Source organism: Arthrobacter sp. 05L417, from assembly GCF_056397865.1.
This window is the reverse complement of sequence record NZ_JBFTOG010000002.1, coordinates 233,082-248,295: the sequence shown is the minus strand read 5'-3', so window position 1 is coordinate 248,295 and position 15,214 is coordinate 233,082. Positions and strand designations below refer to the sequence as shown.

Sequence of the window (15,214 nt, the reverse complement as noted above, 5' to 3'; positions counted from 1 at the left end):
TCATGCGTCATTCGTCAGGCCACAGCGACCGGCAGCTCATCCCAATGCGTCGTGCAGCGCTTCGAGAGCATGGCGCGCTTCATCTCCCACGCCGGCGGGGTCTTCATGCCGCCCAGGCCCACACCCACAGCCTGCGCGCCGAGCTTTCTCGTGATCTCGTCAAGTACCTTCCCTACTCCCCGATCTTCGAATTCGGATTGGAACACAGGTAAGAACTGAACGCCGTCACCCGCGCGCAGTCCCGTGAGCACAACTCCTGCACGGGCGTAGCGAATGCCGTGGGTCGGAAACAGATCAGGCAGGATCGCACTGGCAGCTTTCGTAAGCGCGATCGGGTCATCGGTCGGCATAGCCAGCGGAACAGCCCGGTGGGCTGAATGCGGGACGGTTCCTTCGTCGGCCCAGCCGGTCGAAGCCCACACCGAGAGCACGCCGGCGACGGACCCCTGGGCCCGAAGACGTGCTGAGACCCGCTGGGCGTAGATCGACAGAACCTGATGCATCTCGTCAGGGTCCGTAAGCTTGCGCGAAAAGCTCCTGGAATAGATCAGCTGGTCCTTGGCAGCCGGCGGCTGGGTCTCCAGCTCGATGCATTTTTGCCCGCGCAGCTCCAGGACGGTTCTTTCCATGACGACGGAGAACCGTTTACGGAGCCATTTGGCATCAGCGTCGCGCAGTTCTCTGGCCGTGTGGATGCCGAGCGCAGCCAGGCGCTTGCCGTTACGCCCGGCGACGCCCCAGAGGTCAGTCACATGGAGGGAGTCAAGGATCCGGTCAAGCTGCTCGTCCGAAAACCGCCGGAGATCGAGAACTCCATTGAAAGCGGGGTTTTTCTTGATGCCGAGAGCCGCTACCTTGGCGAGGGTCTTCGTGGGACCGATCGCGACGCGGACAGGAATGCCGGTCAGCTGGAGGACAGTCCGTCGGATCTCCTGTCCTCGTGATTCGAGTTCTTCAGGAGCGCCCCGCGGCTTTAGCCAGCTTTCATCGATCGAATACACTTCCTGCCACGCACTGAAGCGGCCCAGAATGGTGGCAACCCGTGCACTCAGCGAGCCATAGAGCTCATAGTTTGATGACCTGGCTTCGACGCCCTTGGCCTGGCACCAGCCGCGGATCTTGAACCACGGCTTGCCCATGATGTCAGGATCGAGTTCCTTCACCAGCGGGCACGCGGCAACCACACAGCCGTCATTGTTCGAGAGGACAAGGGTCGGCCGGTCATGCAGCGTGGGGTCGAAGACACGCTCCGCGTTGGCGTAAAAGGAGACGCAGTCTACGAGAGCGATTTGATCGGGTGCTGGGGTCAGAGTCGTCATTGCCACGGCTGGAGACTATAGGCGGGGTCTGACACCACGTTTGATTTTCGCAGGAGACAGAATCCATGTGACCACACCCCAGACAGACATCTCCGTGTGTTCGTGGAGAACGATATCCGCATAGTCGAGGTTCTCTGCCACGAGAACGGTACGTCCTTGGATGACGTCCAGCCGCTTGACGGTGTATTCGCCGTCAACGACGGCGATCACGATCTTGCCCGGAACGGGATCGATCCCCCGGTCCACGAGCAGCAGGTCGCCGTCATTGATTCCGGCTCCGGTCATGGAATGGCCGGCTGCACGCCAGACGAATGTGCAGGTTGGGTCCCGGACCAGGTGCTGGACAAGATCAAGGTCCCCGGACCAATATCCCTCTGCAGGGCTGGGGAAGCCGCAGGCGACGGCTTCCGGCGCAAACGGGAGTATCAGCGGCTCGTCGAGCGCCAACGGTTCTGGCTGCGAGGCCTGCATGTCCACTTCCTTTTCGAACATATGTTCGATGGAATCGTACGCCCGGGCGGGAACGGCACGCAACGTGGAGCAAAATGCCGGGCGGACTGGACAGGCCTGGGCTCTGGGACGGCAGCCAGGAATAAAGGCCCCGGTGCGCTTCATGCGCGTCGGGGCCTTCTCTTTTCCCCATGAACGGGAGGTGCGAACCAACGTCCAGCGGCCCCGGCCTTGGGGTCGAGGAACCGAGGCCGCCTGGGACACGCGATCAGGCGCTGACCGGGTGACGCAGATGACTCTACCTCTCTGCCCGACCTCTCCGAAAGGTCTGTCACAAGTCATTGCTCAATCATTCGTGACAGACAATTGAATGACGTTAGAATGAACTCGTACATCAGTCGAATATGACAGGAGAGGTGAGACATGACCGTCGTCGACGAGCCGAAGGCTGCGCCTCCCGCTGCGCGGGCTGCGACCAGGTCCGGTGGACCGAGCACCGACCAGAACGGCAGCGACCGCAGGGAGCGGGTCTTTACCCGCCTGTCCTCGGACGAGAAGCAGCGGGCGGAGTACTGGGCGCAGCGGCGCGGCTACCCCTCAGCCAACGAGTACTACGCCGAGGCGATCGCCGAGAAGATCCGGCGCGAGAATCTCGACTTCGACATCCCTGATCTGCTCACCGCACGCATCAACCAGGTCGTCGACGAGCTCAAGGCGCTTTCGACGAACAACGCCAACCTCGAGCGGGTCGTGACCATGGGCTTCGATTCCCTGCTCGGGCTGACCAGGGGCGACAACTATCTGCTGGACGAGGAGAACGGGGAGCTGACGTGAGCCAGGGGCTGAACGAGATCATGCCGTCCACCGACGAGCTGATGGACGTCGACACGTCCTTCCTCGATGCGTACCGGACCGGCGGGAGCGAGGGCCTGAAGCGGGCCCAGGAACGTGCGCAGCCGGCGGAGCCGGAGCAGGACACGCCGGAGAAGGATGAGGCCCCGCAGCAGAGCGCCGAGAACCATGACCGGGACACCGGTGCCGGCCAGCGGGGAGGCTCGGGAGCAGGCAGCGTCACTCCCCCGGCCCAGAGCGACGCCGTCGCCGTGGACACAGAAGCGACGCCGCAGGTGCACGACGACGCGGACGCCGAAGCGCACCCCGCGGCCCTCCCGGTGCCGCCGCCGGAAGATGCCAACCTCCTCCCGCCCGTCCCGCTCCAGCACACCGACCAACAGGAGGCCGTGCAGTCTGCGGCGGCCAGGGGCGGCTCCGGCGGAGGGGACGAGGGCAGCGAGTCGTTGCCACAGAGCGGCTTCCGGCTCGACGGCGTGAAGAGCCAGCCTGCCGTCCGGGCCCTGCCCGAGGCCATCGTCGGCGCGCTGCGGGAGCAGCTGCGCTCAGCGGCCGTCCGTGAGCTCGGTGTCGGCGACACGGCAGCCCGCGAGTTCACCGAGCGGTTGAGCCAGGCAAGCCTGGTCACGGCCTTTCTGCTGGCCCAGCTCGACCTTGGACTGGCGACCGATGCTGCCACCCGGCGCGCGGCGCAGCTGTTCCGCTCCCGTGATCCGCTGCTGGGCAGCATCGCGGCGCGCATGGAAGCCCTGGAGCAGATGGGCCGTGAGCAGACCCAGGGCCTGGCCGCGCTGCACGGGCAGCTGGGTGAGGTAAAGGAGACCAGCGCGGCGATCGAGCAGGCACTCGCGTACTCGATCGCGGACCGCACGAGCAACTTCCTGCGCGGCTCGCACAATGTCCACGAGGCTCCGATCACCCACAAGGACGCGGTCTTCGTCCGGGACCGGGTGCGGGAGGCGACGAAGAAGCAGGCGAAGCTCGAGCGCGAGCGGGAAGGGCGGCCGATCCGGTGAGCACCGCCACGCACAGGAGTACAGCGACCGACGCCGAGCGGTTCTGGGAGAAGGTCGACAAGGAGGCGGGCAGGCTCGACGGCACAGGCTGCTGGGTCTGGACCGCTTCGGGCCGCTTCGGCCTGTCGAACGGCCGGTCCTCAGTCACGCCGCGCCGATACGCCTGGGAGGCCCTGCAGCAGGAGCTCGGGCTCGGGTCCCTGACGCAGGACGAGATCCTGCGGATGGCCTGTGGTCGCGGTGCCTGCGTAAACCCCGGGCACATGCAGAAGGGGGGGCCAAGCCGCTGCGCCGGCCGGGCAGCCGTACCTGTGCCCGCGGGCACACGATGGACGCCGACAACGGCTACTGGGCCAAAGGACGGCACCTGGGTGTGCCGTCCCTGCAAGCGCGACCACTCCCGCCGGTACCGCCAGGACCAGCAGTTCCGGGCCGACCAGGCTGCTGCCAGCGCCAGGTACATCGCCGCGGACCCGCAGCGGGCCGAGCGCAAGAAGCAGCGGCAGCGGCAGAGGTACCGCGATGACCCCGATTACCGCGCCCGGATCCGGGCGCGGCACGCGAGAGGCGCGCCAGGAAGAAGGCGGAGGAGGGCCGCGACGACCGGCCCGGCAACGCAGAAATGAAGGAGGCCGGGCGTGGCTGAGGTGCTGTTCCCGAAGAGACAGCGGTGCAAGGGGTGTGGCAGGAGTCTGGGGCTGCGTCCCCAGGACCCGGTGCTGCTCGGGCTGTACTGCGCTCCGCGGTGCGCGGGGATGGCGAACCCCGCCTCCCGGGCCGAGGACGCCCCGCGGGAGTGCACGACCATGCGCGAAGGGAAGAAGGTCTTCAAGCGCCGCTACCGCAGCGAGGACGAGATCCCGCACCGGCTCAGCGAGGATCCCTCGATGAGCTCGTACAGCTGTGGACACTGTGGCCACTGGCACCTGGGTCATACCCGCATGGGGACCGCCGAGAAGTTCCGCATGTTCGAGGACCTTGACGAGGACCTGCCGGACCTGTTGGTCAGCCTCCGGGGGAAGGCCTCCCACAAGCAGGTCGCTGAGGTCGCCGGGGTCCGTCCGATCCGGATCAGGGAGCTGGAGTCCGGTGTAGACCATCCGGAGAACCTGAAGACGCTCGGGAAGGTCCTGAAGGCCGCTGCCGACCTCCGGACGGTGATCAGCGCCGTTCAGCATCAGCGAGGCATGGACAGCCATCCTTGCTACTTTATGTCCATCACGATCAGCCCGTTGCCGCCAGGCGCGGGCTGATTTTCTTTTTCAGGGGGAGACTCGAGCTCTGGCGCGGCTGAGGCGGAGCTAGGACCGGACGGTGAGCCGGCCTTCCTTCATGTCGTCGCGCAGCTGCGACAGCATGTACCAGTGCGCGCCCTTGGGCTTGAGTGAGATGTAGTGCTCGTGCTGCTTACCATCCTGCTCCCAATCCAGGACCATCTCCGGACGGCGCAGCAGGCCCTGGTATTCGTCGACGTCGGCGCGGATCTCCACGCGCACACGTTCGTCCGCAGGCGGCACCAGCAGCACCGCGACGTCGCCCTCATAGCTCAGTGAGACCTCCTGGGCGAGGAGCCGCCGTACGTCGGCCGTGCAGATCTCTCCGCGGGCGACGTCGAAGACGTTCTTGCCGTGCGTGGCGCTCTCCCAGGCATCGATGCACTCGATCAGCATCGAGCACCCTTGGGCGATACGGATTATGTCTGCCTCGTCCGGCGGCCAGCTGCCCTCCTGCATCTCGATGAGCATGCTGCTGAAGTCCTGTGGTGTGCGCAGGAAAGCGTGGTCGAGGGCCATGGGATTCGTGCTCCTGGGTCGGGCGTGAGCGGGTGGCGACTCTATAGACGTTACCTCGATCCGGGGTCGCCGTGAATGATCCAGGCCCTCTCTGACCGGCGTGCCGGCGCGGGTCTCGCCGCTCCCATTCGACTCGCTGTACGACTCGCTTAGACTCGCCATTCGACTCATTCTATCGATAGGCTTGTGACTGAATTATGAGTCGATTGGTTTATGAGTCACCGACGAAAGGGAGTCATGATGGTTGTCGGGATCCTCACCGAGAAGCCGAGCGCGGCGCGGCACTTCGCTGCAGCCCTCGGCGGCATGAACGGCACGTACAACGGGGAGCAGTTCGTCATCGCCCACGCCCGGGGGCACCTGTACGAGTTCGTCGATCCGCACCGGATGGTGGCGGATCCGGACGTTGCCGGGAAGTACCGGACCTGGGACCTGGGCAACCTGCCCTGGGATCCTCAGCAGCTGGACTGGAGGCTGGAGGTGATCAAGAACGCGAGCTCTGTCGCCCAGGACGTGAAGCGGACCCTGGGCAAGTGCGACGAGATCGTGATCGCCACCGACGTCGACCCCACGGGCGAGGGCGGCATGATCGCGGTCAATGCCTTCCTCGAGTTGGGGCTGAAGCCGGGCAAGTGGTCGCGCATGTACTTCACTGATGAGGCTCCGGCCTCGCTGCAGAAGGCCTTCGCCGCGCGCAAGGTCATTCCGTCGCTCTTGGACTTCGACGAGTACCGCAAGGCGCGTTACCGCTCACAGTTCGACCTGCTCTCGATGCAGTTCACCCGCATCGCCACGAACATGGCGCGCCAGTCCGGGCAGGACACGGTGCTGCGCCAGGGCCGGTTGAAGTCGGCGATGGTCAAGCTCGTCGGCGACCAACTGAAGGCGTACAACGACTACGTCAAGAAGCCGTTCTTCCAGAACCGGTTCCGTGACGAGAACGACGTGATGTACACGAACTCGGAGGAGCCGCGGTTCGACCAGAAGGACCAGGTGCCGAACCAGTACGGCCCCTCCCCCGTCGTGCTCGACGGCAAGGCGGCGAAGCAGACCGCGCCACCGAAGCTGCTGGACCTGGCCGCACTGTCCTCGCTCCTGGTGGGCAAGGGGATCAAGGCCCAGCTGGTGCTTTCGACCTACCAGTCCATGTACGAGGCCCAGGCCGTCAGCTACCCGCGCACTGCCGACGTGACGATCACGCCCGAGCAGTTCGACGAGCTCGCGCCTCTGGTGGACAAGATTGCCGGGGTCGTGGGTGTGGACGTGAAGCTCCTGACACACCGCCAGCCGCGCAAGACGCACGTCAAGCCCCAGGGCGCGCACGGTGCGAACCGGCCGGGCCCGAAGGTGCCCGCTTCACTGGATGAAGTCGAGCAGCGCTTCGGCAAGGCCGGCCGCCTGATCTACGAGACGCTGGGCAAGAACTACCTGGCGATGATCGCCGAGGACTACATCTATGAGCAGCAGAAGGGCCACGTCAAGGACTACCCGGACTTCGTGGGCATCGCCAACGTCCCGCTGTCGGCAGGCTGGAAGGCGGTGTTCGATCCGGACGCCGGCGACGACACCGCCGAGGGCGACGAGAACGAATCGGCCAAGGGCCTGGGCACCAACGCTGAGCCCTTCGTCTTCGAGGGTGCGAACAAGCGCCCCGAGCACCCGAGCATGAAGTGGCTGATGAAGCAGCTGGAGAAGCGCGACGTGGGCACCGGTGCCACCCGGACCTCGACGTACTCCGAGGTGACCTCGACGAAGACGAAGTACCCGCTGCTGTTGGAGAAGGGCCGCAAGCTCACCCTCGCCGAGGCCGGGGACATGAGCTGGCGGCTCCTGCCGGGGACCCGGATCGGTGATCTGGCGCTGACCGAGAAGGTCTATGCCGATATGAAGGAGATTGCCGCGGGCACCGGCCCGAGCGCAGAGGAGCGCCTCGCGGTCGTGGCCGACTGGGTGCGCGAGGACATCGCGACCATGCAGAAGAACGCCGCGACGATGCGCTCCGCACTGGGGCTCAAGGAGGAGGCCGTCACCCGGAAGGAGCGGGTGCAGGGCACCTGGGCCAAGACGGGCAAGGATGTGGTGTTCGCGCGTGAGTGGGGCGGCCACCGCTTCACCGACGACGAGGTCGCCCGGCTGCTGGCCGGGGAGACGATCGAGTTTTCGGCGAAGAGCACCACGGGCAAGGCCTACGAGGTCTTCGGCGAGCTTGACGAGGGCACCTTCAAGGGCCGGAAGTTCGTCGGGTTCCAGAAGCTCGGCTTCGGCCGCCGCGACGCCAGCGGCAACGCGCTGCCGCCGGCGTCCTGGTGCCACTACACCTTTACGCCCGAGGAGATCGACCGCCTCATGGCTGGCGAGGGCGTCGAGTCCAGCGACTTCGTCTCAAAGAAGGGTAACCGCTTCCAGTGCAAGGTCTTCTTCCGCGAGGAGAAGAAGGGTGAGGGTAAGAAGATCGTGCCTGACTTCGAAGCCTCCCTGGACTCCCCGCCGAAGAGCTGGTGCGGGGTTGCCTTCACCGACGATCAGCTCGCGGCACTGGCCGCGGGCAAGACGATCAAGGGTACGGGCTTCACCTCGAGCAAGGGAAAGAAGTTCGACGCGACCTTGGCCTGGAAGGACGAGGGCGGCAAGAGGAAGCTCGTCCCCTCCTTCGGCTGAGGTTGCGCAGACTCGTTCCTGAATGATTATTCGGAGGTCAGTCCGATAGACTGCCCGTCCACGTACATCAGCACGCCACGGCACCGCCCGACGGCATCGGATCGCACGTCCGAGTCCGTTGGGCGGTGCCATTCTTGCGTCAGTCACGCTCAATTCGATAGGTCTATCTAAGGTAGAGTAGTCATGTATCCCTCGTCTATGAGGGCATTCGGACAGGCGCAGACAAATCAGTGGTGGCAGCAGGGAGAGATTCATGGCGAAGATGTCGTACAAGGTGCCGACGAGCCTCAACAGGTCGTTCCTCGACCACGAGATCACGCTCAGCAAGGGCGGCTGGGCGGCCAAGCCCTCCCCCATCAAGCAGCTGTTCTTCTTCGGCGGGGGCGCGCTGGCGCTGCTGTGGGCGGTGACGCAGACCTTCGTGGCGAGCTCGGGTCCGGTGTTCATCACGCTCTTCGTCATCTGGGGCCTGGCACTGATCGTCTACTTCGGCGGCATGACCAAGACCAAGGAGCTGCGGGCGATGAACGTGCCCGCCCTGCTGGCGTACGCCCCCTCCCGTGCACGCAACGTCTTCACCCGCCGCAGCTCGGACCCGAGCGACTTCTACTCGATCGTCGGCATCGACGGCATCGAGGAGGACGGCCGGATCCACTTCTCCGACGGCGGTGAGGGGCAGGTCTACCTGGTCGTCGGCTCATCGTCGTACCTGCTCTTCGACGAGGACCGCATCGGCATCCTGGACCGGGTCGACGCCTTCTGGCGCAAGATCGACACGAACTGCGAGTGGGCCTTCGTCACCACGAAGGAGCCGCAGCGGATTTACCACCAGGTGGCCTCGCTCGAGCACCGCAACCACGCCCTCGAGGTACGCGACCCTGACCTGATCGAGCTGCAGAACGAGCAGTATGACATCCTCACGCAGCACGTCGGTGGCAAGTTCACCTCGATCCACCAGTACCTGCTGCTCAAGGGCAAGAGCGCTGACGCTCTGCGCCGGGCGCACATGGTGCTGCAGTCCGAGGTCGAGGGGTCCGCGCTGATGATCAAGGAGGCTACGGTCCTCGACCGCGAGGAGACCGAGCCCATGCTGCGGGTCTTCTACCAGGGCATCGAGGACGACCTGCACTCTCTCAAGGCCTCACTGAACTGACCGGGCCGAGCTGGACGAACAAAGGAAGGACGAAGGGTGACATGGCGCTGATGACGAAGGCCCGCGCGCAGCTGGGCATTCCGGGGAAGAAGCCCCGGGGCGGGGACGCGACGGCCGTGCCGGGCGTGGATGAACTGGAGGCCGCTCTCGACGGCGATCCCGCCACGGACGGGACGGCGGAGCCGTCCGAGGTGACCGCGCCGGCGGTCGCCGCTGAGCCGGCCGAGGTGGCCGAGGTGGCCGAGCCGAAGAAGAACTGGTGGCAGCGCCGCCAGGAGATGAAGAAGCTGGAGGGGCGGTTCGACTCGTATCCGCACCTGCTGGCGCTCAAGCCTCGGGAGAAGTACGTCTTCCGCTCCGACTACTTCGAGGTCGACGGTTCCGTGGCGTGCGTGCTCGCGTTCTTCCACGACGACGCCGCCCACGACAACTTCGCCGCGTTCTGGGGCATCGACCGGATCCCGGACGGGCTCGACGAGCGCGTCACCGCGGTCGTCCTGGAGCAGGTGCGCCGGATGGACGAGAAGTGGGTGGATTCGTTCACCAAGCAGTCGGAGAAGCTCGACCGCCTTGACGCGAACGAGCAGGAGGAGACCGGCACGACCTCCTCCAAGCGCAAGGCCGCCAAGATCTCCTCTGACCTGGAGGTCACCATCGGCGAGATCCAGGACGGCGCGAGCTACCTGTCGGTGCACAACCGCCTGTTTCTCAAGGCTCCGGACCTCGAGACGCTGGACGACTCGGTCGACCGCGTCACGCGCCTGTACATCGACCGCTTCGGCACGCTCAAGGCTGCCGCGTACGCCGGCGAGCAGCGCCAGGAACTCTCGGGCCTGTTCAAGAACAACGAGAAGAAGCGCGGCAAGGGCTTCCACTTCACCTCGACCGAGCTCGCGGGTTCGTACTCGCTGGTGACTAACGGCCTGAACGACCGGGGCGGCGAGTACGTCGGCTACATGGTCGGCGACGTCAACAACTCGGCCGTACTCATGGACGTGAACCGGTACGAGCACCACGTTGTCGTGGCCGACGCGACCCTGAGCGAGTACCTGGACCGCCAGCGTGTTTCGAACATGTGGTGCTCGAAGATCTCACAGGCCTGCATGCTCGGCAACGGCTCAGTGGTCCACCTCGTGCTGGACGGGGCGGACCTGGACAAGCTCGGCCCGAACTTCGAGCGGCTGACCTCGCGCGTGGACCTGAACCGCGGTGACGTCAACCCCTTCGAGCTGTTCGGCGACGAGGACGACGAACTGACGGTCTTCGCCGCGCAGATGGAGAAGCTCAAGCTGATGTTTGAGCAGCTCTACGAGACCACGGACGGGGCAATCGGCTCGATCATCCGCTCCGCGCTGGAGGACACGGCGACCGACTTCTACGTCGAGCAGGGCATGTGGCGGCACAACGCCAAGGACCAGCGGCACCGCCTGCGTGTGGTCAACATCCCGCACCAGCAGGTGCCGCGGCTGCAGATGTTCGTCTCGTACCTCGACACCGCCCACAAGGCCCTGCTGAACTCAAGCAAGACCGAGCCCGACCAGCTGCGCGCGTACAACGTGCTGCGCGGTATCGCGAACACGATGCTCAGCACGAACGGCGACCTGTTCAACAACCACACGGCATCGGCCGTGGACGGGGTCCGGGATGCCCGGCGCGTGGTCTACGACTTCTCGCGGCTGATGCGCCGCGGCAAGGGAGTGGCCATGGCCCAGCTGGTCAACATCGTCGGCTTCGCCGTCGGCAAGCTCGGGCTCGGGGACACCGTGGTGATCCACGGCACCGAGCAGATTGACGACCGCGTCAAGAAGTACCTGCGCGACCAGTTCGACCACATGCACGAGCGCGGCGGCCGCGTGGTCTACAGCTACAACGACGTCGACAAGATGCTTGCGGACTCGGACTTCAACAAGTTCGACGCCGCGGACTACACGCTCTTCGGGCCGATGCGCGACCGCACGGTGGCGGAGTACCAGAAGCAGCTGCACCAGCAGATCCCGCCGGACCTCGCCCAGCTCATCACGACCAAGGGCGAGAACCTTACCTACCTCCGCCGGGACGTGTCGAACGTGGTCTTCCACCTCGACCTCGCGCTGGGGATCAACCCCTTCCGCGAGGCCCAGCGCAGGCAGGTTCGTCTGGAGGCCGCCAAGGCCGACGAGGCGGCCCGGATGGACCAGCTGATGAAGGACAAGCCGGCACCCGGCGCGAAGCTCACCAGCGCCCGCCAGAGCGTCGAATCCGAGGAGGACCGCTCTGAGGACCAGGTGGGGCGGGCCGACCGCAGGAAGGCCATGAAGAAGGCCGGGACCGCCCCGCGGAAGCTGGGCAAGTCATGACGGCCATCACGGACACGACAGACAGGAAGGGAAAGATGAACGGGACCATCACGCTCGCGGCGCGGGCCCGGGCCGCGGCGACTGCCCGGGGCGGGCTGGTGCGCGTCCTGGCTCTGTCGCTGCTCGTGGCACTGGTTGTGCCGCTGCTGATGACGGTGTTCGCGCCGTCAGCGCACGCTGCCGACGACGAGGACCGCGACAATTACTCGCTGTACCAGCTGGCGTCGAATGCCTCGACGTACTTCAGTCAGGAGAACTCCCCCGAAGGCAAGGACAAGCCCGAGGATCGGATGAACGAGGACTGGCGGGCGATCACCGCCGACCCGGCGACGGGCGGCGACATGCTCGGCTACGCCGACTCCGAATTCAGCCTCTTCAACGTAGTCGGCTGGCTCTTCGCCGAGGCGACGGGCTCCACGCAGACCATTGGGTACGACACGCTGAATGCGACAGCCAGCGGCAGCGGCAAGAACGTCTACTCCGGCATGGTGGACTACGCCCACTTCGGCGCGGCCAACGCCGACCTTGGCCTGGACACGATGTCCTCGGGCATCGGTGGACAGATCCTGTCGCTCATCGGTGGCGGCGCGATCTGGCTGCTCTACGCGATGGCGCTGGCCGTGGGCACGTTGTTCTATCTCATCATCCAGCTGCTGAAGGTGCTGAACCCCTTCATGTGGTTCTACCAGGCGGTCGCCGGCGTCGCGGACTCCGGTGGCAATACGAACAGCGCGCACCAGCAGGACCTCGCCGACGGGATGACCGGTGGCCAGGCCGGCGGCGGTGCCCTGGCGGGCCTGCAGCACTGGATCGCAAGCTGGTACGGCCTGCTGCAGTCCATCGCCTGGGAGGCGCTGGTCCCGCTCTTCATCGGGTTCCTGATTATTGGCCTGGTGCTGTTCAAGAAGATGGACCGCGGCTCGGCGATCAAGAAGCTCGTCGTGCGCGTCGTCTTCATTGGCGTGGGCCTTCCGCTGCTGGGTTCGATGTACACCGGCGTCCTGGACAAGTTCGATGACTCGCTGCTGGGCCAGCACGCCGGCCCGACCCGCGTGGTGCTCTCCACGTACGTGGACTTCGAGGCCTGGATGATGAACGACCGTCTCGGCGTTCCCGATGAGGCCGTTATCGCCTGGGACAACGGCCAGGCCAGCAACAACGCGATGATGTCGGTGCGCACGACGGCACTGGCGATCAACAAGCAGGCGCACGGTTCGACCTTCCGCGACATCAGCGTGGGCCCCGGTGCGACCAATGCCGAGACGGCCTGGAAGAACAGCCTGGTCGGCATGGAGGGCAGCCCGGCGGGTGACTTCAACGCCGTGGGCGAGACCTTCGGCATGCTCAACAGCTACATCTCGGGCCAGATTACATCGGCGTCGGACTTCGAGTCGGGCATCAAGAGCGCGATCACCAACCTGCCGGTCAACAGCGACGTGAAGAAGGAGTGGTTCATCGACAAGAAGTCCTACGGTGACAGCGACAACTTCGGCGGGCACGGCGAGTCGGACTACATCCCGACCAACCATCCGGTGCTGGCGGTCGGCGGCAAGGGCCTGACCTCCTCGAACCCGGGCGGGAACACGACGAGCTTCTCGACCCAGGGCACCAAGCACGGCTGCGGGTTCTCGGTCTGGGCGGACAACGTCCCGGTCTCCTGCAACATGTCGGCGCTGTCGGCGTACAACTACCTGAACACCGGCTTCGGCCCCGACTCGATGACGATGTACAGCTCGAACAACGTCACCAGCGGCCTGACCCGCGAGGACCACATGGCGGTCAGCCAGGTCGGTACGGGCCCGGCGAAGTTCATGTACTGGCAGAACGCCGGGGTCGTCCTGGGCAGCATGGTCCTGCTCGGCTTCTGGTACGCCATCGGCATGCTGGTGGGCGCGGTCAAGCGCACCTTCAGCCTCGTGGCTGCGGTGCCGTTCGCCACGCTGGGCGCGATCGCCGCGATCAGCAAGGTGATCGTCTACTCCGTCGCACTGATCCTCGAGGTGCTGGTGACGCTGTTCATCTACCAGTTCGTCTCGGAGCTGCTGATCTCCATCCCGGACATCATCTCCGGACCGGTGTCGGCCTGGATGTCCCAGGACGGCCTGTGGGGCTCAGGCATGCTCGGCGGGATCATCGTGGTCATCCTGACCCTGATCTCCTCGCTGCTGATCATCGGCATCACCTTGGCGCTCCTGCGGGTGCGCAAGGTCGTGCTGCAGGCGATGGACGAGGTGTTCACCAAGCTCGTGGACAAGTTCCTCGAGACCAACACCGCACCGAAGCCGGACAAGAGCGGCATGCTCCCCGCGCTGGCTGCGGGAGCCGGGGCCGGAGCGGGCATGGCCATGGGTAACAAGCTCGCCTCCGGCGTCGGCGGCAAGCTCGGCGGCAGCGGGGCCACGAAGCCCGGCGGCACCCCCGGTGGTGGCAAGGGCTCGTCGACCAACGCCGGCGGCCTGAACGGTGAGCAGAAGTCGCTTGCTGCCGGGAAGGGCGCACTGGCCCTGGCCGCCGGTCCGAACGATGGTCCGGAAGCCGGCCCCGACGGCGGCAGCCCCGCCGGTCTCGGTCCGGTTTCCGGCGGTGGTGGTGACAGCGGCGGCCGCGGCCCGTCCGCCGGTGGTCCCGAGGGGCCGGGCGACAAGGGCGGTCCTCTGCAGCTCACGGGCGGCAAGGCGGGGAGCTCCCGCTCCGACAAGGAGACTGCTCAGACCTTGAGCGGCAAGGGCGGCCTGTCGAACCTCGGCTACAGCACGGGCCAGGGTCCCTTCTCGCGGGGCGGCCAGGCCACCGGCGGCCAGACGAGCTTCGGGCTCGGCGGCGCGCAGGGTGCTCCTGGTACCGGGCAGCCGGGCCATGGCCAGGGTCAGGGCCAGAAGCAGAACGGGCTCGCGGGCGGCACCGACAGCGGTGCGCCCACCAGCGGTGGCCGCAAGGCGGTCGCCGGCCAGTCGGCCCCGACGCAGTTCGGCACCGGACAGCAGGCCGCTCCGGCCTCCTCGGGCCAGGGCCCGCGCTTCACCGCGGGTACCGGCGGACCTGCGCAGGTGAACCCCGTCGTCGCAGCGGTCCCGGGCATTCCGGGCACCCGGGCCACGCGGGCCGCCGAAGGCCAGCAGCCGCAGGCCAACGCGGGTTCCGGCTCCCGTGCTGTGCAGGCGGGACCGGGTATCCCGCAGGCCAGCGGCAGTCAGCGCCGCAGCCCGCAGGCTCCGGTCCAGGCTCCGACCGGCCAGGGCAGTGTCCACCGGGCTCCGATCCAGCCCCGTACCGGCGCTCCGGCGCAGGCGCAGGGCCAGTCCGGTCAGCGTCCGCAGGCCCCGGCTCCTGCTCCTGCTCCTGCTCCTATCCAGCCCCGTGTCGGTGGCCGGGTTACCGGAGGCGCTCAGGGCAGCCAGGGTGTCCAGCCGACTCCACGCAGCGGACGTCGATCGGCACCGGCGGCTCAGGCTCCGAAGGCTTCGGCTCCCACCCCGGCTCCGAAGGCTCCGGCCCCGAAGCCGTCGCAGCCGGCTCCGGCCCAGCCGCGGCGGACGGCGGATCCGGCTCCGAAGCGCACGGACGGTCCCGTGTCGCGGAGGAAGCCGGCTGAGGACCCGAAGAACTGATCGTTGGTGATGAGGGCGGCGCACTCCGA

The 15,214-nt window shown here is 66.3% G+C and carries 11 protein-coding genes; 8 read left to right on the top strand and 3 right to left on the bottom strand.

All coding sequences use genetic code 11. The features are described from left to right. Positions 1-14: 14 nt before the first annotated feature. Positions 15-1,319, bottom strand: a complete 1,305-nt coding sequence (locus AC1DJW_RS03045; RefSeq protein WP_476900716.1) for a Y-family DNA polymerase — start codon at positions 1,317-1,319, stop codon at positions 15-17. 15 nt (positions 1,320-1,334) lie between these two features. Further along, a complete protein-coding gene (locus AC1DJW_RS03040) occupies positions 1,335-1,811 on the bottom strand; it encodes a LexA family protein (RefSeq protein ID WP_235009458.1) in 477 nt (158 codons plus the stop codon). A 381-nt stretch (positions 1,812-2,192) separates the two neighbouring features. On the opposite strand from AC1DJW_RS03040, the gene AC1DJW_RS03035 reads away from it, so the two are divergent. From AC1DJW_RS03035 to AC1DJW_RS03020, 4 genes are all read left to right on the top strand, one after another. Beyond that, positions 2,193-2,603 (top strand): hypothetical protein, encoded by a 411-nt coding sequence (locus AC1DJW_RS03035; RefSeq protein ID WP_056387660.1) that lies wholly within the window; start codon positions 2,193-2,195, stop codon positions 2,601-2,603. Continuing rightward, entirely contained in the window at positions 2,600-3,637 is a 1,038-nt protein-coding gene (locus AC1DJW_RS03030) for a hypothetical protein (RefSeq protein ID WP_476900661.1), read from the top strand. The genes AC1DJW_RS03035 and AC1DJW_RS03030 overlap by 4 nt, the downstream gene beginning before the upstream one ends. Beyond that, a complete protein-coding gene (locus AC1DJW_RS03025; RefSeq protein ID WP_476900660.1) occupies positions 3,634-4,263 on the top strand; it encodes a hypothetical protein in 630 nt (209 codons plus the stop codon). The genes AC1DJW_RS03030 and AC1DJW_RS03025 overlap by 4 nt, the downstream gene beginning before the upstream one ends. Positions 4,264-4,392: 129 nt before the next feature. After that, positions 4,393-4,890 (top strand): hypothetical protein, encoded by a 498-nt coding sequence (locus AC1DJW_RS03020; RefSeq protein ID WP_476900659.1) that lies wholly within the window; start codon positions 4,393-4,395, stop codon positions 4,888-4,890. A gap of 48 nt (positions 4,891-4,938) precedes the next feature. On the opposite strand, the gene AC1DJW_RS03015 is transcribed toward AC1DJW_RS03020, so the two are convergent. After that, positions 4,939-5,430 carry a hypothetical protein gene (locus AC1DJW_RS03015; protein ID WP_056387674.1) on the bottom strand — a complete coding sequence of 164 codons (492 nt, stop codon included), beginning with the start codon at positions 5,428-5,430 and terminating at the stop codon, positions 4,939-4,941. A gap of 237 nt (positions 5,431-5,667) precedes the next feature. Here AC1DJW_RS03015 and AC1DJW_RS03010 point away from each other — a divergent pair, with 237 nt between their 5' ends. The 4 genes from AC1DJW_RS03010 (at position 5,668) to AC1DJW_RS02995 (ending at position 15,185) form a co-directional block, all read left to right on the top strand. Beyond that, positions 5,668-8,088: a type IA DNA topoisomerase gene (locus AC1DJW_RS03010; protein WP_476900658.1), complete on the top strand. Its 2,421-nt coding sequence runs from the start codon at positions 5,668-5,670 to the stop codon at positions 8,086-8,088. Positions 8,089-8,341: 253 nt separating this feature from the next. Beyond that, positions 8,342-9,241, top strand: coding sequence for a hypothetical protein (locus AC1DJW_RS03005; protein ID WP_476900657.1), 900 nt, complete (start codon positions 8,342-8,344; stop codon positions 9,239-9,241). Between the two features lie 41 nt (positions 9,242-9,282). After that, entirely contained in the window at positions 9,283-11,577 is a 2,295-nt protein-coding gene (locus AC1DJW_RS03000; protein ID WP_476900656.1) for a hypothetical protein, read from the top strand. Positions 11,578-11,612: 35 nt separating this feature from the next. After that, the gene (locus AC1DJW_RS02995; protein WP_476900655.1) at positions 11,613-15,185 is read left to right on the top strand and encodes a mediator complex subunit 15 domain-containing protein; all 3,573 of its coding nucleotides are present in this window, start codon (positions 11,613-11,615) and stop codon (positions 15,183-15,185) included. Positions 15,186-15,214: the final 29 nt, after the last annotated feature.